Source organism: Nocardia sp. NBC_00565 (assembly GCF_036345915.1).
Lineage (GTDB): Bacteria > Actinomycetota > Actinomycetes > Mycobacteriales > Mycobacteriaceae > Nocardia.
The window spans coordinates 8452488-8477294 of record NZ_CP107785.1 but is presented as its reverse complement, the minus strand read 5'-3'; the positions used below and the strand labels follow the sequence as shown (position 1 = coordinate 8477294).

18 protein-coding genes are annotated in these 24807 nt (G+C 67.1%); 11 read left to right on the top strand and 7 right to left on the bottom strand.

The window, feature by feature from the left end; translation table 11 throughout:
- Positions 1 to 31: 31 nt before the first annotated feature.
- Positions 32 to 760 (bottom strand): pyridoxamine 5'-phosphate oxidase, encoded by a 729-nt coding sequence (pdxH, locus tag OG874_RS39145; RefSeq protein WP_330252072.1) that lies wholly within the window; start codon positions 758 to 760, stop codon positions 32 to 34.
- 256 nt (positions 761 to 1016) lie between these two features.
- On the opposite strand from pdxH, the gene OG874_RS39140 reads away from it, so the two are divergent.
- The 4 genes from OG874_RS39140 (at position 1017) to OG874_RS39125 (ending at position 7958) form a co-directional block, all read left to right on the top strand.
- On the top strand, positions 1017 to 2165 hold the full coding sequence (locus OG874_RS39140) for a citrate synthase 2 (protein ID WP_330252071.1): 1149 nt from the start codon (positions 1017 to 1019) through the stop codon (positions 2163 to 2165).
- A 351-nt stretch (positions 2166 to 2516) separates the two neighbouring features.
- Entirely contained in the window at positions 2517 to 3380 is an 864-nt protein-coding gene (locus OG874_RS39135; protein WP_330252070.1) for a polysaccharide deacetylase family protein, read from the top strand.
- A gap of 223 nt (positions 3381 to 3603) precedes the next feature.
- Positions 3604 to 7377: an ATP-binding protein gene (locus OG874_RS39130; RefSeq protein ID WP_330252069.1), complete on the top strand. Its 3774-nt coding sequence runs from the start codon at positions 3604 to 3606 to the stop codon at positions 7375 to 7377.
- Entirely contained in the window at positions 7374 to 7958 is a 585-nt protein-coding gene (locus OG874_RS39125; RefSeq protein WP_330252068.1) for a GTP-binding protein, read from the top strand. The genes OG874_RS39130 and OG874_RS39125 overlap by 4 nt, the downstream gene beginning before the upstream one ends.
- Positions 7959 to 8025: 67 nt before the next feature.
- Here the strand turns inward: OG874_RS39125 and OG874_RS39120 are convergent, their stop codons facing one another.
- Positions 8026 to 8670 (bottom strand): hypothetical protein, encoded by a 645-nt coding sequence (locus tag OG874_RS39120; protein ID WP_330252067.1) that lies wholly within the window; start codon positions 8668 to 8670, stop codon positions 8026 to 8028.
- Between the two features lie 64 nt (positions 8671 to 8734).
- Between OG874_RS39120 and serC the strand changes: the two genes are divergently transcribed.
- The 3 genes from serC (at position 8735) to OG874_RS39105 (ending at position 12468) form a co-directional block, all read left to right on the top strand.
- Complete coding sequence (gene serC, locus OG874_RS39115) at positions 8735 to 9859, top strand: phosphoserine transaminase (RefSeq protein WP_330252066.1); 1125 nt, start codon at positions 8735 to 8737, stop codon at positions 9857 to 9859.
- Between the two features lie 216 nt (positions 9860 to 10075).
- A complete protein-coding gene (gene sepH / locus OG874_RS39110) occupies positions 10076 to 11194 on the top strand; it encodes a septation protein SepH (protein WP_330252065.1) in 1119 nt (372 codons plus the stop codon).
- A 527-nt stretch (positions 11195 to 11721) separates the two neighbouring features.
- Positions 11722 to 12468, top strand: a complete 747-nt coding sequence (locus OG874_RS39105) for a DUF6928 family protein (protein WP_330252064.1) — start codon at positions 11722 to 11724, stop codon at positions 12466 to 12468.
- A gap of 325 nt (positions 12469 to 12793) precedes the next feature.
- Here OG874_RS39105 and OG874_RS39100 read toward each other — a convergent pair whose 3' ends face one another.
- Both OG874_RS39100 and OG874_RS39095 read right to left on the bottom strand, forming a co-directional pair.
- On the bottom strand, positions 12794 to 13105 hold the full coding sequence (locus OG874_RS39100; RefSeq protein WP_330252063.1) for a DUF2537 domain-containing protein: 312 nt from the start codon (positions 13103 to 13105) through the stop codon (positions 12794 to 12796).
- Between the two features lie 10 nt (positions 13106 to 13115).
- Positions 13116 to 13919: a TrmH family RNA methyltransferase gene (locus tag OG874_RS39095; protein WP_330252062.1), complete on the bottom strand. Its 804-nt coding sequence runs from the start codon at positions 13917 to 13919 to the stop codon at positions 13116 to 13118.
- Between the two features lie 932 nt (positions 13920 to 14851).
- Here OG874_RS39095 and OG874_RS39090 point away from each other — a divergent pair.
- Together OG874_RS39090 and OG874_RS39085 are read left to right on the top strand one after the other, a co-directional pair.
- Entirely contained in the window at positions 14852 to 16057 is a 1206-nt protein-coding gene (locus OG874_RS39090; RefSeq protein WP_330252061.1) for a GNAT family N-acetyltransferase, read from the top strand.
- A gap of 198 nt (positions 16058 to 16255) precedes the next feature.
- Positions 16256 to 16684: a YccF domain-containing protein gene (locus OG874_RS39085; protein ID WP_330252060.1), complete on the top strand. Its 429-nt coding sequence runs from the start codon at positions 16256 to 16258 to the stop codon at positions 16682 to 16684.
- 7 nt (positions 16685 to 16691) lie between these two features.
- On the opposite strand, the gene OG874_RS39080 is transcribed toward OG874_RS39085, so the two are convergent.
- Complete coding sequence (locus OG874_RS39080) at positions 16692 to 17129, bottom strand: MarR family winged helix-turn-helix transcriptional regulator (protein ID WP_330252059.1); 438 nt, start codon at positions 17127 to 17129, stop codon at positions 16692 to 16694.
- Between the two features lie 141 nt (positions 17130 to 17270).
- Between OG874_RS39080 and OG874_RS39075 the strand changes: the two genes are divergently transcribed.
- Positions 17271 to 17510 (top strand): DUF2530 domain-containing protein, encoded by a 240-nt coding sequence (locus OG874_RS39075; RefSeq protein ID WP_330252058.1) that lies wholly within the window; start codon positions 17271 to 17273, stop codon positions 17508 to 17510.
- A gap of 6 nt (positions 17511 to 17516) precedes the next feature.
- Here the strand turns inward: OG874_RS39075 and OG874_RS39070 are convergent, their stop codons facing one another.
- Positions 17517 to 19571 (bottom strand): neutral/alkaline ceramidase, encoded by a 2055-nt coding sequence (locus OG874_RS39070; RefSeq protein ID WP_330252057.1) that lies wholly within the window; start codon positions 19569 to 19571, stop codon positions 17517 to 17519.
- Positions 19572 to 19698: 127 nt separating this feature from the next.
- Here OG874_RS39070 and OG874_RS39065 point away from each other — a divergent pair, with 127 nt between their 5' ends.
- Positions 19699 to 20313, top strand: coding sequence for a TetR/AcrR family transcriptional regulator (locus OG874_RS39065; RefSeq protein WP_330252056.1), 615 nt, complete (start codon positions 19699 to 19701; stop codon positions 20311 to 20313).
- A gap of 67 nt (positions 20314 to 20380) precedes the next feature.
- Here OG874_RS39065 and OG874_RS39060 read toward each other — a convergent pair whose 3' ends face one another.
- Positions 20381 to 23797 (bottom strand): sacsin N-terminal ATP-binding-like domain-containing protein, encoded by a 3417-nt coding sequence (locus tag OG874_RS39060; protein ID WP_330252055.1) that lies wholly within the window; start codon positions 23795 to 23797, stop codon positions 20381 to 20383.
- Positions 23798 to 24807: the final 1010 nt, after the last annotated feature.

The following is a 24807-nucleotide window of genomic DNA, read 5'->3' as shown; positions in this document are numbered from 1 at the left end:
CTGCTCAATAGGGTTGGGGTCGTGGCATTCCTCACGGTTGTAGTCGGTCGACCACCATGGCATCGGCGCTGATCCGGACCCGGATCCGATTGTGCAGCCGGCCCCGGCGGCCCTGCCAGAACTCCACCTCGTCCGGGCGCAGCAGGTAGCCGCCCCAATGCGGCGGCACCGGGATCTCGTCGACATCGGCGAAGCGGGCGGTGGTCTCCGCCAGCGTGCGATCCAGTTCGGCCCGCGACGCGATCGGCCGGGACTGCCGCGAGGCCCAGGCGCCCAACTGCGAATCGCGCGGCCGCGAGCGCCAGTAGACGGCGGTCGTCTCGGCGACGACCTGCTCGACGGGTCCGCGCACATGGACCTGTCTGCCGAGCACAGGCCAGACGAAAGTGGCCGCGGCAAACGGAACCGCGGCCAGTTGGTTGCCCTTGGCCGAGTCGTAATTCGTGTAAAAAGTCACACCCTCGGGTGAGAGGCCTTTACACAGCACCGTCCTGGCGACCGGGCGCGGCCCCACGTCGGTCAGTGCCACGGTGGCCACCACCATGGCATTGGGTTCGGCGATACCGACCGCGGTGGCCTGTTCGATCCAGTGCCGCAGCAGCGGCTCCCAGCCGCCTGCCAGCCAGGTTTCGTCCAGATCGGTGTCTTCGCCACTGCCGAAAGGCATGCCGCCGTAGTCGACTCGCATCGATGCGAGATCGGGGCCGGTGAGTAATTCGGCCGTTTCCTGACCGACAGATGAATTGTCCAGGTCACGCATGGCCCAGACGTTACTCCGCGGTAGCAAGGAGCTAAGGTTTTGTGGATCGGCATGTGCTCGGCGAGCCACACCCTCATCGACGAGAACAGGCCTTTCCAGCGATTCGAAGCAGTCGCTAGTGATCCATTCGAGCGACCTGCAAGCCGTCGCTGCTGGTCCTTTCGACCTGCGAGCAGTCGCGGGCTGGTCCTTTCGAGCGACCTGCAAGCAATCGCTACGGACAGTGTGCGAACCGAAGTGCAAGGAGAGTCACAACATGACTACCAGCCCCGCGGTACCCAATGGGCAAACCGCCGTACCCAGTGATTTCGTCAGCGGCCTGGAAGGTGTGGTGGCCTTCACCACCGATATCGCCGAACCCGATAAGGACGGCGGCGCGCTGCGTTACCGCGGCGTCGATATCCAAGATCTGGTCGGCTCGCAGGTGACCTTCGGCGACGTGTGGGCGCTACTGGTGGACGGTGAATTCGGTCACGGCCTACCGCCCGCCGAGCCGTTCCCGCTGCCGGTGCACACCGGTGACGTGCGCGTCGATGTGCAGGCCGGTCTCGCCATGCTCGCGCCGATCTGGGGCTATCAGCCGCTGCTCGATATCGATGACGAGACCGCGCGGGAGAATCTCGCCCGCGCCTCGGTGATGGCGCTGTCCTATGTGGCGCAATCCGCGCGCGGCATCTACCAGCCCGCGGTGCCGCAGAAGAAGATCGACGAGTGCACCACGGTGACCGAACGCTTCATGACCCGCTGGAAGGGCGACCCGGATCCGCGGCACACCGAAGCCATCGACGCCTACTGGGTCTCGGCGGCCGAGCACGGCATGAACGCCTCCACCTTCACCGCGCGGGTGATCGCCTCGACCGGTGCCGATGTCGCCGCGGCGCTGTCGGGTGCGATCGGTGCGATGTCGGGCCCGCTGCACGGCGGCGCACCGGCGCGCGTGCTGCCGATGATCGAGGCCGTCGAGCAGTCCGGTGACGCCCGCACGCTGGTCAAGGGCGTCCTGGATCGCAAGGAAAAGCTGATGGGCTTCGGCCACCGGGTCTACCGGGCCGAGGATCCGCGCGCCCGCGTGCTGCGCGCCACCGCTCAGCGCCTCGGCGCCCCGCGCTTCGAGGTCGCCGCCGCACTGGAGCAGGCCGCGCTGGCCGAACTGCGCGAGCGTCGCCCGGACCGCGCCATCGAGACCAATGTCGAGTTCTGGGCCGCGGTCATCTTGGACTTCGCCGAGGTACCCGCGCACATGATGCCCGCGATGTTCACCTGTGGCCGCACCGCCGGTTGGTGTGCCCACATCCTGGAGCAGAAGCAACTGGGCAAGCTGGTCCGCCCGGCCGCCATCTACACCGGCCCCGGCCCGCGCCTGCCCCATGAGGTCGACGGCTGGTCCACCATCGCGCACGCGTAGGTCGACCGACGATCGAACAGCGTATCCGCGAGCCGGACGTCGCGGTGGGATCCATTCCCCACCGAGGCGTCCGGCTCGTTGTAGTGACAGCGGACGCGAAATCGCCCCGCACAGAGCGAGTCTTACGAGCGACGTTCGCGGCCCGTCTCGCGTCCGCGCCGCAGGCGCGGCCATCGAACTCAGCCGAATCGTCGAAGCGCATGCGCCGCAGGCGCGAGTCTCGGCGGCTCGGCCGCTGGCGACTGCTTGCAGGTCGCTCGAAAGGGTCAGCGAGACATCGGGGGCCGCGAACACGCCGTGCCGCAAGCACGGCAAGATGTCACTGGCGCTTGGGAGAGGACCTTACGGGGAATGCTGGATAGAAACGTGTCGCGGCGACGGCTGATCGGGTTCGGTACCGCGGCTGCGGCTTTCGTCGCTGGATGCGCTACCGATAAGGTGCAACCGAATAGGACCACGGCCGCGAATGCCGTTGACGTGCAGGCCATTCCGGCGACCCCGCGGCAGCAGCAGGCGCCGGCGGCCAACTCCCCCATCGCGGTGGCCGCCCGGCACGCGGGTGCGCGGCCGCAGCGGTGGGGCACCGCGATGGACGGCATCACCAGCACTTTCGCGGCGAACGGCAAGCAGATGGCGGTGACCTTCGACGCCTGCGGCGGTCCCGGCAACAACGATATCGATGAGATGCTGCTGAAGCTGCTGATCTCCCAGCAGATTCCGGCCACCCTGTTCCTCAACAAACGCTGGATCGATGCGAATCCGACGCGCGCCGCGCAGTTGGCCGCGAACCCACTGTTCGAGCTGGCCAATCACGGTGTGGCGCATAAGCCGCTGTCGGTGACCGGCCGGGCCGCCTACGGCATCGCGGGTACCGGCTCCCCGCAGGAGGCGGTCGACGAAGTCTGGGCCAACCACCAACGGCTCACCACACTGCTCGGCAAGCCGCCGCGGTTCTTCCGCACCGGCACCGCGCACTATGACGATGTGGCGGTCGCGATCGTCAACGAGTTGGGTGAGCGGCCGGTCGGTTTCAGCATCAACGCCGACTACGGCGCCACCGCGAGTGCGGCGCAGGTCCAGCGTGCGATGAATGCCGCCGCGCCCGGTACGATCTCGCTGGCGCATATGCACCGGCCGAACTCCGGGACTGCCGCCGGCATGACGGCGGCGCTACCCGCGCTGCGGTCGGCGGGGTTCACCTTCGTACACCTGTAGAGCCGGAGCCTTTTCCGTCGTCTCGGCCCGAATGAACCCGGCGGCTCCCGGGATCGCGTCAATTGCACGTACCCTATGGCGGCGAGCCAGTATGGTCGCTCGAAAAACCATATGCTCGAGTTCTTCGGGCACAGCACATCGGTGAGACGGATCATGGCTGTTCACCGGGCATTTCGCCGCACGCGAGGTGTCCGGATCCGGCCGGTCCGAGCGGAAGGCGGTAATGAGGGTGGCGCAGGGAATCTTCGCGCACACTCGGTGGCGGAATCTCGAGCAATGGCGAGTCCGCTGGAAAGTCGGCGCCGCCGTTGCCCTTCCGCTGGCCGCGGCCATGCTGCTCGGTAGCCTGCGCCTGATGGTCGTGTTCCGCGACTACTCGGAATACGACGGGGCGGCAGCTCGGATCGCCGATATCCCGGCCATCACCGCGCTCGAATCGGCGGCCTCGACAGTCGCGGGCGGGCAGGTCTACGGCACCACCACCGACCAGGACCTGGTCGAATTGTCAACGGCTATTACCGAAGCCACCGTGCGCGCCGGACGCAAGGGCATCGATGCGTCTGTCGCAAGGGCGATGAAGCAGATGACCGCGACCAGCGAGGTCATTCGGTCCGGCGGCAAGCGTGGCAGCGATCCGTTCAAGGCCGCCGAACTGAACAACGCGATCGTCGCCGATGCCATCGGCACCGTGGACAAGCTGCTCACGCCGATCCACATCAGCTCGATCGTGGCCGCGAAAGCCCAGCTCTCCGATGTGCTGGTCGGCAAGGTCGAGGGCTTCAACTGGCTGTTGGCGGCAATGTCGGCGATCCAGCAGCCGACCCAGGTCGAGGAGTTTCACACCGCGCAGGGTCGCCTGGTGAGCACGATCGATGCGGCCGAGCGGGCCATGCCCGCGGCCAAGCCCGAACTCGATCGGGTGCGCGGCAACACCCTCGTGCTCAAGGACCTGACCGAGGAGTCCATCCGCACCCAAACCCTGAATCTGGTCGAGGCGCGGCGCCTGGCCATCGATTCACGCGACGTCTTCACCCAACTCACCAACGAGATCGTGCAGAACGTCATGACCGAGGTCGACGACCAGGCTGCCGCCACCCGATCCGCGGCCGTCCAAGCCTCGCTGGTGGTGCTCGGAACCCTGATCGCGGCGCTCGGCCTCGCGCTCCTGGTCGCCCGCTCGCTGCTGCGGCCGCTGCGCAGGCTGCGCGCGGGTGCGCACGAACTCGCCGAGAAGGAACTGCCGAACGAGGTCGAGCGGATCATGCACGGCACCCAGCTCGAGCAGATCGCGGTGCGTCCGGTGCCGGTGCACACCGGTGAGGAGATCGGCGAAATCGCCCGTACCGTCGACGGTCTGCACGCACAGGCGCTCAAACTCGCCGCGCAGCAACAATTGCTGCGCGATCAGGTCAACGACATGTTCGAGACCATGGCCCGGCGCAATCAGACGCTGGTGGATCGCCAACTCAGCATGATCGAGTCGCTCGAGTTCGAGGAGAAGGATCCTGAGCGGCTCGGCCACCTGTTCCGGCTCGACCATCTGGCCGCGCGCATGCGGCGCAATAGCGCAAACCTGCTGGTGCTGGCCGGGACGCGCTCGCGCCACGATCGGTCCGGGCCGGTCGAGGTGCGCGATATTCTGCGCGCCGCGGTCTCCGAGGTCGAGGACTATCCGCGGGTCAAATCCGGTAAGACACCTGATGGTTGGGTCGCGGGCATCGCGGCCACCGATGTGGTGCATCTGATCGCGGAGATGCTGGAGAACGCGCTGCGGGCCTCGCCGCCCAAAAGCGATGTGACCTTCGCCTATAGCCGGACCTCCGAGGGCGGCCTGCTGATCGAGGTCATCGACGAGGGCATCGGCATCGTGGCGACCGAACTGAACGAGATCAACGAGCGGTTGGCGAAACCGACCGCGGCCACCGTCGCGACGACCCGGCAGATGGGCCTGTTCGTGGTCGGCAAACTCGCCGAACGGCACGGCATCACGGTTCGACTGCGGCGCACGCACGACCGGGCGCTCAGTCCGGGAATCACCGCGAGCCTGCACATTCCGCCCGCGCTGATCGAGGTGCCGTCACAGGATCCGGACGATCCGGCAACCCTGAAGCCGGTGATTCCGGTACACCGCGACGTACTCGGTTCCGCCAGGACAGCACAGTCGGTCGCGCCTGCTCCCAAGGCCATCACGCCCCCCGCCAAGCCCGCACCCGCGGCCCGTCGGATCGGCGCACCCCCATCCACACCAGCGGAAGTCGCGGCCGCAGTGGCCGGCGCACCGCCGGTGATCACCAGTTATGGCCTGCCGAAACGAGTTCCGGGCGTCAACCGCAAGGGGCGTCGCAAGGGAGGTGGCGCTGCCGCCGCTGCCACATCGGGCACAACGTCATCGGCCGCATCGCTTTGGGACACACCCGCCGACACATCGACCCCAGCCCCGTCAGCTGCGGGCACAGCGGCTACGGGCACAGCGGATCCAGGGACAGCAGCTCCGGGCACAACGACTACAGGCGCGTCGACTTCGGCCGAATCCGCCCCAGGCACAGCCGCCCCAGCCACATCAGCCTCAGACGCATCAGCTCCAGCCACCTCGGTTCCGGGCGCATCGGCTCCGAGTACGTCGGCTCCAGGTACGTCAGCTCCAGCCGCATCTGCCACAGCCACGTCGGCTCCAGCTATGTCGACTTCGGCCGAATCAGCCACAGGCACAGCGGCTCCAGCCGCATCAGCTTCAGCCACCTCGGACTCAGGCGCATCGGTTCCGGGCGCATCGGTTCCGGGCACATCGGGTCCGGGCACATCGGCCACGGCCGCGTCGGCTGCTGGCACATCGGTTCCGAGTGCATCGGCTCCAGCCACAGGCGCATCCGCCACGGGCACACCGGCTGCGACCGCATCATCAAGGGACACATCGGCGTCAGGCACACCAGCCGCGGGCACACCCGCGTCGAGCACCTCGGCCACGGGCACATCAGCTCCCGTTGCCTCAGCCAGGGCAGCCTCAGCTACGGGAACAGCAGCTCCGGGCACTTCGCCGACCACATCACCTCGGGGCGAATCAGGTGCGGGCGCACCGGCTCCGACCACATCACCTCGGGGCATATCGACTTCAGGCGCACCGGCTACTGACACCTCTGCCACGGGGAAACCGACGTCGACCACCCCAGCCACGGCCGCGTCAGCCTCGGCTCCAGGCACAGCAGCGTCGGCGTCCAACCCCGCCGCATCAGCTCCAACCGAACCAACTGCTGGCACCTCAGCCACGGGCACAACGGCATCGAGCGCCTCGGCTACAGACGCAACGGCCCAGGGCACAGCAGCCGCAGGCGCACCAACCTCGGCTGCCCCGGCTCCGGGAACAACAGCGTCGGCGTCCGGCCCCGCTGCATCAGCTCCAACCGGACCGGCTGCAGGGGAATCAGCGACAGCCGGCTCGGATTCCGCCGCGGCATCGGCGTCGGCGGGCGTGACCGACGCGGGGCCGCCGACTGGGCCGCAAGAGCGGGCAGCCAAGGCGACGTCGTTCTTCCAAGTGGCGACGCCGGGTACGCAATCAGCGCCGTCCGGGGCGAATGGGCAAGGGGCGGATGCTGTTCAACCCACATCGAATGGGGAGGCGGGGTCGACGACACGGGCGGGTGAGCCGACGCCGATTTTCGCGGGGATGATGTCGGCGTGGTTGGCGGATCCGACTACCGGGGAATTGCCGGTCGTGACGAATTGGAATTCGGCGGCGGATGAAGGATGGTCGAGAGCGCAGCGGGTGGCGGACGCATCGATCACGGCACGGACAACCTCCGGGCTGCCGAAGCGAGACCCAGGGAATCAACTAGTACCGGGTGGGGCCGAATCAGGGACGGAGGCAACGGAATCGGCGGCGCGCGCGGGCCGCGACCCGGAATCGATCCGCGCAGGATTGAACAGCTATGCACGGGGGGTACGTGACGGAAGAGCCACTGGTAAGTTGAAACCCTTTGCAGCCGAGGATGTTCGATGACCGCACCTGAGCAAGCACCACCCGCCGCCCGCGCTATCTCGGCGAAGATCGTGATAGCCGGAGAGTTCGGCGTCGGCAAGACCACCCTGGTCGCCGCGGTATCGGATATCGTGCCGCTGCGCACCGAGGCACTGATGACCGATCTGAGCTCCGAGGTCGACGACACCTCCAAGGTGCCGGATAAGCAGACCACCACGGTGGCCATGGATTTCGGCCGAATCACCCTGTCCGATGATCTGGTGCTCTACCTCTTCGGCACCCCGGGCCAGCACCGCTTCTGGTTCATGTGGGACGACCTGAGCCTCGGCGCGATCGGCGCGATCCTGCTGGTCGACACCCGCCGGGTGGACGAGAGCTTCGCCGCAGTCGACTATTTCGAGGAACTCGGCCTGCCGTTCCTGGTCGCGGTGAACGAATTCGACGGTGCGCCCAAGTTCCCCGAGGAAGCCATCCGCGACGCGCTCTCGCTCTCCGCCGACGTCCCGGTGATGATGATCGACGCCAGGAACCGCGAGTCCGCCAAAACCGCCCTCATCGCCCTGACGGGTCACGCGCTGGCCCGGGTGAAGGCGAAGAGCTGACCGAGCCGAATCGAATGGCGACTCCGCAGGATCGCTGAGCCGCCATTTCGACCAGTGCCGATTCCGCCTAGTCCTCGCCGATGGAGGAGAGCCAGTCGACGGCGACGGATTCGCCGCGGTCGACGGTGAAGAAGGCGACTTCGAGGTGTTGGCCCAGATCGACCAGACCGATCGCGGCCAGTGGGACCGGCTGGATCAGCCGGACCCGCCACGGTTTCGGCTCGTCCCAGGCGCGCAGTTCCAGGTCGAGGCGCAGCACCGGGTCGTCGCGACCGCCGTAATCGGCCGCGACCGGTGCGGCGGCCAGTACGGTGGCGTCCGCGCGGCGACCGTCGGAGAGGATCTTGGAGATGCTCGCCCGGCCCGTCTCCTCGATATCGGGGACGTAGAGCACCAACCGGTCCAGGTCGCCCGGATCGACCCGGCAGCAGATCACATCCCCCGGCCGCATCCACTCCAGGTCGTCCTGGCGCATCCGCTGCCGAACCCGGGTTTCGTACGGCAATGCGCCTTCTAACTGCACTCGAACCCAGAAAACGTGCCCGGGTTCGTTGCGCTGTGGTCGCACGCCGAGGATCGTCGCCGACCCCGCGACGCCGTGCATGAGCAACTCGCGCCGCTGCGCGGCCGAGAGCACCCCGGCGCGCAGTCCGAAGTTCCGTGCCCGCCGACTGCGCAGTCGCCACCCCGTATTAGCCGACGCCAGGTTCATGGGTGTCAACGTTAGCCGGAGTGTGGTCAGAGACACAGCAATACCACCGTCTACCCTGTTGGCCATGACCGCTGAGTTCCCGACGATTCCCGACGATCTCAAGCCCGCCGACGGACGGTTCGGCTGTGGCCCCTCCAAGGTGCGCCCGGAGCAGTTGCAGGCTCTGGTGACCGTTGGCGCCTCGGTGTTCGGAACAAGTCACCGGCAGAAGCCGGTCAAAGATGTGGTCGCGCGCGTGCGCAAAGGCCTGCGTGAGCTCTTCGCGCTGCCCGACGGCTATGAGGTCGTATTGGGTAACGGTGGCACCACGGCGTTCTGGGATGCCGCCGCCTTCGGTCTGATCCGCGAGCGCTCGCTGCACCTGACCAACGGTGAGTTCAGTTCGAAGTTCGCCGCGGTCGCCAAGGGCAACCCGTTCATCGGCGATCCGATCGTGGTCTCCGCGGAGCCGGGCAGTGCGCCCGAGCCGGTGTCGGATCCCTCGGTCGACCTCATCGGCTGGGCACACAACGAAACCTCGACCGGTGTATCGATCCCGGTGCAGCGTCCCGCCGGTTCGGACAACGCGCTCATCGCCATCGACGCCACCTCCGGTGCGGGCGGTCTGCCGGTGAACATCACCGACGCCGACGTCTACTACTTCGCGCCGCAGAAATGCTTCGCCGCCGACGGCGGCCTGTGGGTCGCGCTGATGAGCCCGGCGGCGCTGGCCCGGGTCGAGGAGATCAAGGCCTCGGGCCGCTGGACGCCCGACTTCCTTTCGCTGCCGATCGCCATCGACAACAGCACCAAGGACCAGACCTACAACACCCCCGCGCTCGGCACCCTGCTGCTGTTCGCCGACCAGATCGAATGGCTCAACGCCAACGGCGGCCTGGACTGGGCGGTCAAGCGGACGCTGGACTCCTCGTCGCGGCTGTACTCCTGGGCCGAGTCGAGCGAGTTCGCCACCCCGTACGTCACGGATCCGGCGCACCGCTCGCAGGTCGTCGGCACCATCGACTTCGCCGACTCGGTCGACGCGGCCGCGGTGGCGAAGGTGCTGCGCGCCAACGGCATCGTGGACACCGAGCCCTACCGCAAGCTGGGCCGCAACCAGCTGCGCGTCGGCATGTTCCCGGCGATCGACCCCGAGGATGTCGCGCAGCTGACGCGTAGCATCGACTGGGTCGTCGGCAAACTGGGGTAAGCGCCGCAGGCAGTAGTGCACAGGGGAAGCCAAGCGACACACCGCATTCGACACACCGCTTCAGGTAGCGTGGTGAGTCGAACAGAGCAGACTAGCGGGTGTTGCGGCTCGCAGGCAGATTTTCCGCCCGCGTGTCTTGCCTCGAGATCATCAACTGTGCACTACTGTTTCGGAACAGTGGGCGGTGTCGTGAGCCGACGCGATAAGGAGGTAACGGTGCGTGAACTTCGAGTGATCGGGGTGACGCCCGACTCCACGCACATCGTGTGCATCGACACCGAGACCGGCAACAAGTACCGGCTGCCCGCCGACGACAAGCTTCGAGCCGCAGCACGCGGAGACCTTGCCCGATTCGGCCAGATTGAGATCGAGATGGAAGCAACTATGCGTCCCCGCGATATTCAAGCTCGTATCCGTGCCGGGGCCTCCGTAGAACAGGTGACCGAGGAATCCGGCATGCCGTCCAGCCGGGTCGAACGCTTCGCCTATCCGGTACTGCTGGAACGGGCTCGGGCCGCGGAACTCGCGCAGAAGGCGCATCCGGTCCGCGCTGATGGTCCCGCCGTGGAAACCCTGATCGATATCGTCACCGCCGCGTTCACCGAGCGCGGGCACACCCTCGAGCACGCCGAGTGGGATGCCTGGAAGGACGAAAAGGGCTTCTGGGTCGCGCAATTGCAGTGGCAGAACGGCCGTTCCGAGATCGCCGCGCATTGGCGTTACCAGCCCGACGCGCACGGCGGCTCGGTTTCCCCCCTCGACGATCCGGCCTCGGATCTGATCGATCCCGACTTCGGCCGTGCCCTACGTGGGCTCGCGACCATCCTGCCGCCGCACGCCGAGATCGAAGCGCCGGTCGCGCCGGAACCGCCGGTAGAGACGCGGCCCGCGGAAACGCGTCCGGCCCGTGAGGCCGCGGCGCCGCCCGCGCGCACAACGGCCCGGACCCAGCCGACGTTGGACGAATACTACGAGCAGCGGTCCGTCGCGGCCGCTGGGACTACTGCGCCGGTCAGCGCGGGTGGAGCCGCCGCCATTCCGGCCGCCGCGAGCACGAATGCCGTTCCGGCGGCGGGCAGTTCCACCGCTGGTAGTGCGGCGACGAGTACCGCACCCGCCGCTGGTGGTGCACCCGCCGCCCCGGCGGCCGGTACCGCGCCATCCGTTCCGGCCGCGCCCGCTGCCCCGGCGAAGCCTGCTGCTACGGCCAAGCCGGCCGCAACGGAGGAAGCGCCGAAGAAGGCAGCGCCCGCGAAGGCAGCGCGGAAGCGGGGTAAGGCGCCCATGCCGTCCTGGGAGGACGTGCTACTAGGGGTGCGCAGCTCGGGTAACTGAGTCAGGTTCCGACGCGGGCGTTTTCGGGATGCAGGCCGGTTGACGAGCTGCTCGAGATGTCGTCGCGGCCGACGGGATGCAGGCCAATTGATGGGGCGATCGGGATCCTGGGTCTGATGCGGTCCAGTCATCGAGATGCGGTCCCCCTTCGATGACCTAAGGCCTCGACACGCCCGCCAAGTCTGGCAATTCGTCCGCATTCTCACGAAACGCGCACACCTGGGCCCACTCAGCAGCGACGATCAAGATCAAGTGGAACTGGTGGCGGCATCGGCCGAGAAGCCCTCGCCACCAGTTCCACCTGGTCTTGGTCCGTTGGCGTTTGCTGCGAATTTCTGGAGCCCGCTGGCGTGTTCGAAGGCGGAAGGTCCGACGTTGGCGCGGCAGTGCGAGTAGATTTTTCGGAGTGTCGTCGACTCGGTACGTCGACATTGGGCAGTTCACGGTAGTGGGATGTTGCTCGAGGACACCGTGAGTTGCCCGAAGTTCGCGGAGCTGTTTGGTGCAACCATCGGGAGGTGCCGGAAATGCTGTCCAAGGCTTCGTCTCTCTGGTACGTCGACGCACAGGATCCGTTGGCGGTACTCTGCGCGAATCACGATCCGGATCCGGACGCCGCGCTCGCGCTGGCCAAACAGCTGCACGCAGACCGGGACGTCATGCCCATCATGGTCGGCACGCTCGGCGGTTGCGCGGGACCGGATGCCGACGAGGTGTACATCGGCTGCTATCCCGGTGTCACCGTGGTCTGCTCGACGCAGGCCGCGCGGGCGCACCCGACGGCGCTACCGGAGTTGCTGGTTCGCCCGCTCGCCTCGGAGCACACCTATCTGGTCGCGTTCGACGCCAACCACGGGTGGGGCGCATTCGCCCATTGGGAGCGCGGCGAATTCCGGCGCTCGTTCAGCTCGACCAGAGTGAACATCCTGGAAGACGAAGGACTCCCGCTGGTCTGGGAACGCACATACTGGGCAGGTGATCATCCGGTGCGGTGGCAGGCGGGTGAACTCCCCGACCCACAGACACTCCCCTTCGACCCGCCCGATTTCGCCGACGCCGCCAACAACGAATGGCTCGGCTTCCACTACCGCGCCCCCGCCCCCGAAGGCGCACTGGTACCAGGCGATATCGCGGTCTGCGGCTTCACCCTCTACCCGAAGGGCCAAGCCCCCGACCACGCCACCCTGATCCCCCAAGAACTGCAGACCAACGGCGACCCGAGACCAAAGCGCGGCCTCATCAACTGGCTCCGCGGCAAAGACCGAGTGTCGTAGTACAAGCCCACCCCGAATCGCACCAGCCCGCACCACACTCCAACCTGGACCGGCTCGACCCCACCTCGGCTCAGGCCGCCACAGCTCCGCACCAGGCTCTCACTCGTGCCAGCCAGGTCGCACCCGCACCAACTCCCGCCCGCACCAACTCCCGCCCGCACCAACTCCCGCCCGCAGCAGCTCGCACCCCCGGTCAGCTCGCACCCCCGGTCAGCGCGCCTGCACCAGATCCCGCAGGCCAGGCGCCGACCAGCATCGACGCGCCCGGCCGCATCGGCCCAACACGATCAACTCCGATCTCCCCGGCATGGGATCGAGTCGAGGCTTATGCGGCGAGACCGCCGATGATGAGAACCAGCCAGCCGAGCAGAACTCCTGCCGCGCCGCCGCCGATGACCCAGCGGGTGACGGGGACGAATCGCCAGCGCCAGGCGGTGGGGGCGGCGCCGCCTACCGCGACCAGGTTGACGACGATCGCGAGGAGGGGGTGGACCTGTGCGAGTGCTGAGCCGAAGGCATAGACCGCAACGGCGGTCAGCAGCGCCACCATGGTCGCGACGGTGAGCCCGGCGGCCCATGGGGTCGGATCCTGGTAGGGCTGGTAGGGCCGGTACGCCCCATTCGGGAAGTAGTTCACACCGTCCCCCTCATGACTTCCTCACCCGTTCATAGAACGCCATCGCGGCCGCAGTCGCCACATTGAGCGAATCGGTACCCGGTGACATCGGGATACGCGCCCGAATGTCGGTGGCCCGCATGGCTTCCTCGGTCAAACCGGGCCCCTCCGCACCGAGCAGCAATGCCACCCGCTCCCCTGTCATCGCCGTCGCCAGATTCGGCGCGGCCGGGTTCGGGGTGAGCGAGATGATCTGGAATCCCTTGCTTCGCAATACCTCCAGACCACCCGGCCACTGCGGCAGTTGCGCGAACGGCACCCGGAGCACATGCCCCATCGACACCCGCACCGCTCGGCGATACAGCGGATCGGCGCACCGGTCCCCGAACAGAATCGCCTCGGCGCCGAGCCCCGCCGCATTCCGGAACATCGAACCGAGGTTCTCGTGATCGTTCACACCCTCCAGCACCGCCACCGTCCTGGCCTGTTCGACGACCTCATCCACGCTCAACTCCGCCGGCCTGCGCGCCACCGCGAGCACCCCACGATTGAGATGGAATCCGACCACTTCCGCCATCACCTCGGCGCTCGCCCGGAAGTACGGTACGTCGCTGCCGATGAGATCGTCCGCGAGTTCCACCCGCCGCTTCTCCACCCCGAGCAGCGCGCTCGGCCGGAATCGCGAGCCGAGCATCCGCTGCACGACGACGACCCCCTCCGCGATCACCAGCCCTTTGCGCCCCGGCAGATCCGGCCGCCGATCGGCGGACTTCAAGTCGCGAAAGTCATCAACCCGCGGATCGGCAGGGTCGTCGATGTCGATCACTTCGGCCACCACATCATCCTGCCGCGCGCACCTCTCCCTGCCACAACCGGATCCATCATCAGCGGACGCCCGTCGCCGAGATCTCCGAGACCAGAATGACCCGCAGTATCGACATCTCCGGCTGCGGCCGCGTCGTCAGCAGCATGAACGGGAAGCGAGCACCGGGTGGGCGCGCGGGACGACCGTGCGGACAATTGCCTCCAGCAGCCGGTTGCCGGGGCGCTCGAGGCCCGACCAGCGCGACGACTGCATAGGCACCGGCAATTGCCCGCAGTATCCAATTCTTCCTTCGCACAGCTAGACCGGCTGATTCAAGTGTCCAGTTCGGACAGTAATAACTGCGCCGCGCGGAAAGCGACGACGAATCCCCTGGAAAACCAGGCGTCGTGGTTCCCCCGCACATTCCGCGTGAATGTGCAGGTGCGGTTCGGTGGAGTTACCGGAATCGCCGATGGCACCGATCCGCTGCCCCCACCTCAACGTACTGTCCAGCCTCGACCGCGACGCTGCCTCGCCGTAAATGGGCGATTACGATCAATTCCGTGCCATTATCGATAACGATCTCGTTTCCGCCTGCCCGGCAGAAATCGCGATAGTTCTCCGGCGTGTCATCCGCGGCTGCTCGCACCCACCCCGAGCATGGTGCATAGATATCCACCCCGAATGCGAGATAGTCATCGATACGCCGCGCCAACGGCCGCTTTCGGGTATGTCGCCATGCCGAGACGCGAATGATGTCCAGGGCGGCCCGCTGATTTCGCGCAATCCAGTGGTGGTTCCACAACCAACCGTCACCCTCGACGATCAGCCATCGGCCGGGACCGAGCGGAAATACCAACTCCTGGCGAACCGGCTCATCGAATCGCGGCTCCTGACGGCGCGGCCATACAAGTAGCGGTAATTCGAGTGCGGACGGGTGTGGTGCGTGCGATGGTCGAAGGATGACGCTGATACCCGGCATCACCATTCGGTCGGCTACCGACGACGATGTGGCGGCCATCCAATTGCTCGGCGGTACCTCGTTCGGCGTGGTGAGCGAACCGGCGTACACGGAGCTACGGTCGCAGGTCTTTCCTACCGAGGAGGCGATCGTCGCCGTCGAGGGCGGGCGCGTCGTCGGGCATGCCACGTCCACCCGGATGACGTTGACGGTGCCCGGTGCGCGCACGGTCGAGGCATGCGGCGTCGCGGGGGTCATGGTCGCGCCGACGCACCGGCGGCGCGGGATTCTGCGGGCGATCTACACCGGGCAGCATCGGCGCACCGAAGCGGCCGGGCTGGCGTTGACCATCTTCACCGCGAGTCAGGGCGCGATCTACGGGCGGTTCGGATATGGGCCGACGATTCGCGAGAACGCGGTCTCGATCGATCGGCGCCTCGCCGAATTCCTGCCGTCCGCACCGGATCCGGGCGGCGTGGTGCTCAGCACCATGGCCGACGCGGGCGAGCCGGTGCGCGCAATCTACGACCGGTGGCGTCGCCTGGTGCCGGGCGGGCAGGTGCGGCCGGAGGCGCGATGGCAGATGGATCTCGCCGATTCGCCCGCGTTCCGGGACGGCGGCACTGAGCTTTTCGCCTTCCTGCACCCGGACGGCTATGTGCTGTACCGGTATCACCGACGCGAGCACGGCAAGGCCGCGGTGATCGAGGAGATGCGTGCGGTGACCGCGGAGGCGGATATCGCGCTGTGGCGGGCATTATTCGGGCTGGAGCTCTGCAGCCACGTCGAGGCGGTGCTCACCGATAACGATCCGCTGCCCTATCTGCTCACCGATCTGCGGCTGGTGCGCACGAAAGCGCGCTACGACGCATTGTGGTTGCGGCTCATGGATATTCCCGCCGCGCTGACCGGTCGGTCGTACCTGCGCGATCTGGATGTCGTACTCGCAGTGCAGGATCCGTTCCGGAACGCGGGCGGCACCTTCGCGCTCCGGATACGTGACGGCATCGCCGAATGCGCGCCGACCACCCGGACGGCCGACATCGAACTCGGCATCGACGTGCTCGCCAGCATGTACCTCGGCGCATACCCGGCGCGGGTATTCGCGGGAGCCAACCGGCTGCAGGCGAAGGACACCGCGCAGTTGCGAGCACTCGACGAGGCGTTCGGCGCGGAGCGGGATGCGGCGCTGGGCTGGTTTTTCTGAACGCTGTCGGGGCGGCCCTCTCGTTGCTGTCTCGGCAGGGCCGGATCACTCGAAGCCTCGGCCGGATCCGACACGGCCGGGCCAGCTCGGATCGAGCTGGCGCGGATCGGACAAGACCGGCCGGATCAGGGACAACCCGGAGCCGAATTCGTCCCCGGGAGTGATGCCTGGATACGGCTCGGCTGGCATGCTGGTCACATGAAGCCGATTCAGCTGGTGCTCAATATCCTCTGGCTCGTGTTCGTGGGGTTCTGGATGGCGCTCGGCTACATCCTGGCGGGCATCATCTGCTGCGTCCTGATCATCACGATCCCGTGGGGTATCGCGTCGTTCCGGATCGCGGCCTACGTGCTGTGGCCGTTCGGGCGGACCACCGTCGAAAAGCCTTCCGCGGGTGTGGGGTCGATGATCGGCAACATCATCTGGTTCCTGGTCGCCGGTTGGTGGTTGGCGCTCGGTCACCTGCTCACGAGCATCCCGCTGTTCATCTCGATCATCGGGATTCCCTTCGGCTGGGCAAACCTCAAGCTGATCCCGGTGTCGCTGTTCCCGCTCGGCCGGGAGATCGTCGACAGCGACCAGCCGTTCGCCGCGCAGTACGCCCGCGGCGGGTATACAAACCGCTAGTCCCGGCCTACTCCGAATCGGCGACGAGCTGCTTCATGATGCCGACTGCGCGGGTCAGCACGACCAACTGATCGTCGGTGAGCGTGGAGAGCTGTTCGGTCATCCAGGCTTCGCGGGCGCTGGTCTCGTCGGCGATCAACGCGCGGCCCGCCTCCGAGAGCGAGACGATGATCTGTCGTCCGTCGGTCGGGTGCGGTTTGCGCTCCACCAGTTCCAGGTCGGAGAGCGAGGCGATCACTCGCGTCATCGACGGCGGCTGGACCCGCTCCTTGGCGGCCAGTGCGCCCGGCGTCATCGAGCCTTCCCGATGCAGGGTGGCGAGCGCGGAGAGCTGCGTCAGCGAAATCTGCGCCTCGGCGCGCCGTCCCCGCAGATGTCGCGTCAAGCGCACCACCGCGAGCGACAGCTCACCTGCGAGAGCTCGAACATCCGATGGCGTTGTCACAGAGCAGAACGATACGGGACACGCTGGCCAGTGACCGCCTGTTCCCGCAGGTACGCTTGTGACTGTGACCGAGCGCAGCGAGGGAACCATAGACACAGCACCCTTGGGCGCAGCGGAGCCGAGCGCTAGCGAGGCGCAGCTGTGACCCAGAATGTGCCGCGGATACCGCCGCGCTTGACCGATCCACGGCCGGTCCTCGCGGTCGGCAGCACCCTGTGGCTGATCGCCACGATCGTGGTGTGGACCAGCGGCGACCGGTGGGAATCGGCGCGCCCGGTATGCCTGATGGGCATGGCGGTGGGCCTGCTCGGCTACACGATCTTCGCTATCCAGCGCCGCGGCGCCCGCCGCGGCGACAAGGGCGCCCAAACCGGCCTGTAGCCGGTATCAGCTCACGTCGAATTCGTTGGTGGTGCCGGTGAAGGGGCGCAGGACTCCGTCAGCGCCCAAGGCGTCCGCGTAGTGCTGCATGCGGTAGCGGCCGGGTGTGGCGTCGGCGGGGATGTCCCAGGTGAAGCGGGCCACGGATTCGGCGGTGCCGCGCTTGCTCCAGTAGAAGCGCACGGCCCACTCGCCTTCGTTGGCGACGCGGACCCAGTCGTCGGATGCGTTGCGCCGCTGCACTTCCAGGAACGTGCCGTTACGGCGGGGGCTGTGTTTCGGGTGGGCGGAGACGAATTCGGCCGCAGCCGGGGAGCCGGCCGTGTAAGCGGGGGCGGGCTGAGTCAGGACATCGCCGAAATCACGGCCCGGCGGCGTGGCATCCGGCCCGGGCGCGGGCTGGAAGTTCGGCTGCAGGTTGGAGATATCACGAGGCGCCGGTCCGCGCGGCACCTGCTGACGGGCGGCGAAAGCCGTTGCCAGCCGGGTGAACTCCTGCAGATAGGCGGGCAATGTGTAGCGGCCGAACAGGGTTGAGCCGCCCTCGTACTGCTGGGAGTCGTATTCCTCAGGGGTCGTGACGTATTCGTGGTAGGCATTCGCGTAACCCTGCATGAGCACCTGCTCCACCGAAACGCCGAGCGCGGCGGCGACCGCGCGGCGGATGCGCAATCCCGCGACGATGGTGAATTCCCCACCGCCGCCGGCCAAATAGAGCTCACCGATGCGAACGATCTGGATCGGTACCACATTCGGCACCCACGGGACCGGCGGCAGCAGTCCGAGCGGGGCCACGATCGCCTTGGGCGCCTGGGCATCGGTGAGCCAGGACGGTGCGGGTTGGCGCGGATCGCCGAGGGCGTCGATGAACGGATTGCGCACACCCTCCGGGATGGGGACGCCCGGCAGCCCCGGACCGTCCTCGACGCTGCCCGCGATGAGCGAGACGCCCGCGGCGGCGGGCGCGGTGTGTCGCGGCTGCCCGTCCGGGGTGAACCTGCCGTCGACGGCGGTATCGGCCAGGTCGATATAACAGAGCATCGAGTCGACCGCGCCGCTCATCGACCGTGCCGTGGCCAACGCGTCTTTGGAGGCGTGATACTGCCGCTCGCCGATGATTCGGGTGTTGTCGAACTCGTTGTCGGTCGGACCCGAGCCGGGGCGCAGATTGAGATTCGGGGACATATCCCCCGCATTGGTCTGCGCGAACGCGGCCACGAAATCGGCTCGGCCGTCGAGGTAACGGACGCCATGGTCGGTGTGCTCGTAGGAGAACGAGGCATAGCCCTTGTTATCCGCACTGATCAATCGGTTCTGATTGGTCATCGAGGTGTTGTGCGTGGCGAACCAGGTGATGGCGCCGACCTGTTTGCCGCCCTTGACGAAGGACAGCACGGTGACCGCCGGATCGATCGCATTCGGGAAGTGCTGTTTATCCGCATCCGGATTGCGCTCGAAGGCAACTCGCGATCGATTGACGCTGGCATCGTGTAGTTCACTGCGCCCGAGCGATAGCGTCCCCGATCCGAGATCAGCGTGCGCGGCGGCGATCGCCTCGACAATGCCGTTCACCTCGGCGTCGTAGACCTGCTGCTGAAAACCGAGGATGGACAGGTTGTATGCGTAGTCATTGCTGGAGCCGCCGCAGGTCGCGTGCGAATGCGTCGAGGTCAGCGCGACGTTCTGTTCGGTGTACAGATCACCGAAGCGGCGAGCGAGTTCGAGCATGACGCCGCGGTGCACGGACTGGAAAATCATGCCGTTCTCCGCCACTGCGAACACGATTCGGCGCTCACCACTGTCGATGATGAAGGCGCGGGCGCGCGGACGCAGGTGGATGCCCGCGGTCTGCTGGTCGAATTGCGAATAGCCCATCATGCCGCATTCGGCGGCCGGGCCGGTGATGTCGGAGAGACCGAGGCCGATGAGGTAGCCGCTGGATCCCGGTGCCGCCGTTGCCGGTGCGCCGAGCACTGGCACCGTGGCCGCCGCGGCCGCTGTCGCGAGTGCGGCCGAACCCGCCGCGGTTCGGGCCAGCACCGTTCTGCGTGGCACCGACATACGCGTCTCCCTTCGATCCCACGATGAAGCGAACCACACAACTGGACGCTCGTCCAGTCGAGATTTTCGGCCCCGCGAATTGACTGCGGCGGAGTTGGAGACTTAACTCCCTGGGGTGTCCTCCCGATTGAGCGTCGAAGAACGACGGGCCCACCTTATCGAGGCAGCCATCGGCCTTGCCGAGAAAAAGGGCGTCGCGGGCGTGACCACGCGCGATGTCGCTCAGGCAGCTGGTGTTTCGCTCGGTGTGGTGCATTACTGTTTCGAAAACAAGGATGCGCTGATGACCGAGCTGGTCAAGGCGTTGTCGATGGAATTACGCGATTCTGTCGACGCCAATGAAACAGTTTGGCAAGACGTCGGAAGTGGAAAAGAAGCGCTTCAAAAATTGGTGCGCGTTGCACTCGAACTGATGTGGCTCAACATTGAAGCCACACCGGAACGACAACTGCTCACCTACGAAACCACCACATATGCGCTACGCGAAGGGGAATCGACCCCGGCGAAACTCGCCATCGCACGCGAACAGTACGCATTCAACGACACCACCGTCGCCGACATCCTCGACCACGCCCGCGATGCCACGGACTGCAGCTGGTCCGTACCGGTCCAGACCCTGAGCCGCTTCACCCTCAATGTGATCGACGGTGTGGTGCTGCGCTGGCTGGTCGACAACGACAGCGAAAGTGTGCGCGGGCAACTGGATCTGCTCAGCGACATGATCGCGAACTACACGGTGTAGGTTGCACCTTCGGCCGGGCCGAGTTGGCGTCAGCGCCCATTCTCGGCCCGATCCGGCGCCTGTGGTATCAGGCTGGGTGGCTCGGGTTTTGGATGTGGGTGGCGGTGCCGTCGTGCCACCACGGGACGGAGACCGTGGCTTCCAGGCCGCCGCGCAGGCGGATCTGGAGCGCGTCGTGGAGTACCAGATCGCCGTCCTGGTCGGGCAGCGAGAAGAGTTGGCGCAGTACGATTCCCAGCGGTTCGGCGGACCAGGTGGTGCGGCGGCCTTCGCTGATCACCTCGGCGGTGATCGCCTCGGAGACCAGAGGCAGGTCGAGCAGAGTCGCGAGGGCGGGTGCGGTGGGAATATCGCCTGCCACCAGGCGGCCCGGAGGTACCGCGAGGCCGAACCAAGGTTGGTCCAGCACCCAGATGTCATCGGGTTCAACGACTTCCGACGACAGGGCGCGTACGCGGTCGGGCAGGTCCAACTCGGTCAGGTCGAGGTGATCCGCGGCTACCGCGGCGGCCAGGCGAGCGTGTGTTCGGGAAACCACCTCGGGCGTAGGGGTTTTCGTGGGATCGGCGAGTGCGTCGAGTAGGGCTGCGGCCAGTTCCTGGGCAATGACATTCGGGTTCGCCAGCACGGCGCGCAAAGCGTCGGAATCCGGTCGGAGGCCGGGGAGCTCGAATGTGGGGAGCAGGTCGGCGAATTCGGTATCCGCGGGATGGCGGAGCAGGCCGAGTGGGGTGCCATCGATGCGTGCGTGCCTGCGCAACCACCAGGCCGTGTAGCCATCGGGATCGGTGAGCAGCCGGTGAGTGCGCGGGTCGGATACCAACTGCCGCAATGCTTCTGGCCAGGATGACTCGGCGACCAGGTCCAGGTCGCGGACGGCGGCCAGTTCTGGGGGATCCTCGGGCAGGCCCGACCACCAACGTTCCTCGTCGTCCAGGTGATGGTCGGGGCCGGTGGGGTCGGCCTCGACGACGATGCTGAAATCCCATCCGACGCCGATGGCGCGCAGCGCATCCGCGCCGTAGCGGTCCACCAGATCTGCCGCGACGGTGCCGAACGGCGAATCCGCCACCAGCAAAGCGCGCAGCGGCGCGTCCGGGAGCAGCAATTCGTCGGCGGGCAGCAATTCCCCAGTGCTGTCCGGTAATTCGAGCAGTCCGAGCCAGGACGGTAGCGCCGCCGGATCGGCGTGCGCGGCGAGGCGCAGTACCGCGTCGGTGGTATCCGGATCGTCCGGCTGATCCGCCAACTCGGCACGCAGCCCGGGATCGCTCAACAGATCCTCGGCAGTGGCCGAACGCGCGCCGAGCCGCGCGAGCAGCGGATGCACCGCCTCCGGATGCGCCAACCGCGCCCAATGCACCGGTATCGCAACCTCGAGCCGATCATCCAAAACCACTGTGCGCGGCCCGGTTACCAGCCGACCGTCCGCCAGCGGCACCGCGAGCGCCCCCAACTCCTCGGCCGCCAACGGATCGACCACGAACGGCTCCAACGCCGCATAGAACGCCTGCCACCAGTTCGGCGACCGCTCCAGCCCACCCGAAAGCTCCGCCAGCCGAGCCAATCCCAATCGGTGCACATCCAGCACACCCAACGCCTCGATATGCGCACGCCCGGACAATTCGGGAACCACCAGCGGCCCGACCACATCATCGAGCAACTCGGCCAATTCCCGGCTCAGACCGGTGAATACGCTCGCCCGCGTCGGCACCGCGGTCGCGCCCTCGCCAGGTGCCGTAATGTCCTGCGCCACTGCGACGTCCACGGATGCGCCGAGCTGACCGACCACGGCGGAGTCCTGGAATACCCCGCCGTCGGGCAGCTCCATAGCGTCGTGTGTTGCCGCTTTGTACCCGCGCGCCGAGTTCGGGCGGGCGGTTACGACTGGGAGCCAGGGGTGGGTTTGCAGTTCGCGGACCAGGGCCTCGCGCAGCAGGCCGTCGACCTCACTGCGGGCGAAACCCGGAGTGGGGACCAACACGAGGCGGTCGCGAGGTGGGAGTGCGCGAGCGAAATCGGCGTACCCCTGGGCCAATTCGGCAAAGCGGGCACCGGGCAGCACACGTCGGCGGTCCGGCTGCATGGGGATATCGGCGATCAGCACAGCCGGCAGCGACAGCTCCTCATCGGACCGAGTCGGCGCGCGCAACACATCATGCGCAGCCGCCACTGGCCTGCCCTCCCGCAGCGGCAGCAGCCAGCGCGCCCTGGCCGTACGGAACTCCCACCACGTCCGCCGTTCCGCTCCGGGCCCGTCGATACGCACTACCCGGATGCCCGCTGCCGAATGGCTTCCGCTCAGATCCGCACCGGTGCCGCGGAACTCGGCGTCGCGTACGTCGCGCTGTCCGATCGGGACCGGAATACCGCCGCTCCAGTCCGCGACGTTGTTGTCACCCTCGATATAACGTCCGCCGCCCCGCCGAGGGTGATGCGGATCGTCTCCGGTGTCATCCACGGCAACGCCCGAATCCGTGACAGCCGAGCCGGCCTCGGCGGCCCCTAAGCCGCCACTCGCAGGGGGATACGGATCTCTACTACGCAAATTCGCGCCTGTGGAGCCGCCCTCTGTGCCGCTCAGATCTACAGCGGTCTCAGCCTCGACAACGCCCGGATCTGTGACAGCCGAGCCGTCGTCGGTGCCCAGGCCGCCGGACGCAGATTGCCGCGGATCGTCACCACGCAAATCCGCGGCAGTGGAGCCACCGGTGGCACCGCTCAGATCCACGACAGGGGTGTCAGCCTCGACAATGCCCAGGGCGCTGTGCGCGGATTGGCGCGGATCGGTGCTGTGTAGATCGGCGATCGTGCTGGTCAGCTCGTCATCGCCGATTCGGATGTGCCGGAGGGCGGGGAGTTCCAGGAGGAGGTCGGCGGCTTCGGCGCGCATGGCGGCGAGGAGGGATTCGGGATCGATGTCGGGGTGAAGGCGCAGCACGATCTCGGTGTCCGCGTCCGCGGGCGGGGCGGCTTCGATCGGCCAGGCCAGGCGTAGTACGGGCGGGGTGAAGGTGTCGGCCGGGCTGGGGACGGTTATCGCGTTATCGCGCAGCGCTTCCCAGGTGAGGTCGCGGGAGAAGCGCAGGGAGCCGGTGGTCGATCGGACCTCGATCTCATCGCTCACCGTGCGCACCGCGGTGAAGCCGACGCCGAAGCGGCCGACGCTGGTGGCCGGATCAGCCTTGCCGGAGGCACGCAGTGCGGTCAATGCGTGTACGCCGGAGATATCCAGCGGCGCACCAGTATTCGAGATGGACACGACGTCGTCGACCAGCTGCACCACCAGCCGTCCCGGGACGCCGGCCTTGGCTGCCGCGTCCGCCGCGTTCTGCGCCAACTCGGTCAGCAGCCGATCCCGATACCCCGCCCGCACCAGATCCGCCTCGGTCGCCGCATCCTCGCGCAACCGAGTCGGCGAATCACGCCAAGCCGCAAGGACCCCCGCCCGCAGCCCCGACGTACCGAACGGATCCGCACTCACCCCTGCAACGATGACCCGAACTCCGGCCGCGCCGCAGCCCCCGGCCCATCAGCCCCCGCACCGCCGCCATCAGCACCTGCAGCGCCGCCGACAGCCCCACCCTCAGCCTCATCCGAATCAGCCACCGGTTCAACCTCCGGCTCCGGCTGCGACACAACGCCTTCAATACCCGAAACCGTCACCGCTTCAGCACCCTCCGCCGAACCAGCACCCGACCCCGCTTCAGCACCCGGCTCCGGCTGCGACACAACGCCTTCAATACCCGAAACCGTCACCGCTTCAGCACCCTGCGCCGAACCAGCACCCGACTCCGCTTCAGTGCCCGACTCCGGCTGCGGCACAGCACTTTCGGTACCCGAAACCGTGGCAGCAGCCGACTCCGGCCGCTGCACAGCACCTGCAGTGCCCAACTCGATAGCAGCGGCGTCACTGTCCGCGGCGAACGTCACCGCAGCCCGGACAGCCGCATCGCTAGGAGCAACCGGCTCGACCTCGCCACCGGACTCAACACCCGATTCCGGCTGTGACACAGCGGCATCCACGCCCGACGCGCCCCTGGCCTCGGTACCGGGCACCGCGCCGGCACCCGATTCCGGCTCCACCGTCGCAGCTTCGATGCTCGGCTCAACAGCAGCGGCATCACCCGCCGCGCCTAACGTGACAGCAGCCTGACGTGCCACGTAGCTCGCGGTATCAACTGCGGCAGCCGCACTGTCCGACCCAGTCTCGGTAGACGCGTCCGGATCGACAGCTCCCGCCGATCCTGTCGAGGCATTGCGGGTCACGTCCGCATCGACAGCAGACTCGACGACCGCACTCGGTTCGACTACGACTTCACCCACCGATCCCGACACGGCCGCCCCACTCGAGTGGACCGTTGTACTCGGCTCGACCACGGTCTCAGCTGTCGAACTGGACGCAGTAGCAGTACTGGAGGCGCTGTCCGCACCCAGCGCAGCAGCATTCGACTCACCCGAAATGGTCGACTCGACCGCAGTATCGCCTAGCTC

Excerpts from the sequence above, each read along its gene's own strand:
- OG874_RS39090 (WP_330252061.1), top strand. The coding sequence starts at position 14,852 with ATGACGCTGATACCCGGCATCACCATTCGGTCGGCTACCGACGACGAT.
- OG874_RS39120 (WP_330252067.1), bottom strand. The coding sequence starts at position 8,670 with ATGAACCTGGCGTCGGCTAATACGGGGTGGCGACTGCGCAGTCGGCGG.
- serC (WP_330252066.1), top strand. The coding sequence starts at position 8,735 with ATGACCGCTGAGTTCCCGACGATTCCCGACGATCTCAAGCCCGCCGAC.
- pdxH (WP_330252072.1), bottom strand. The coding sequence starts at position 760 with ATGCGTGACCTGGACAATTCATCTGTCGGTCAGGAAACGGCCGAATTA.
- OG874_RS39070 (WP_330252057.1), bottom strand. The coding sequence starts at position 19,571 with ATGTCGGTGCCACGCAGAACGGTGCTGGCCCGAACCGCGGCGGGTTCG.
- OG874_RS39125 (WP_330252068.1), top strand. The coding sequence starts at position 7,374 with ATGACCGCACCTGAGCAAGCACCACCCGCCGCCCGCGCTATCTCGGCG.
- OG874_RS39085 (WP_330252060.1), top strand. The coding sequence starts at position 16,256 with ATGAAGCCGATTCAGCTGGTGCTCAATATCCTCTGGCTCGTGTTCGTG.
- OG874_RS39105 (WP_330252064.1), top strand. The coding sequence starts at position 11,722 with ATGCTGTCCAAGGCTTCGTCTCTCTGGTACGTCGACGCACAGGATCCG.
- OG874_RS39135 (WP_330252070.1), top strand. The coding sequence starts at position 2,517 with ATGCTGGATAGAAACGTGTCGCGGCGACGGCTGATCGGGTTCGGTACC.
- OG874_RS39140 (WP_330252071.1), top strand. The coding sequence starts at position 1,017 with ATGACTACCAGCCCCGCGGTACCCAATGGGCAAACCGCCGTACCCAGT.
- OG874_RS39130 (WP_330252069.1), top strand. The coding sequence starts at position 3,604 with ATGAGGGTGGCGCAGGGAATCTTCGCGCACACTCGGTGGCGGAATCTC.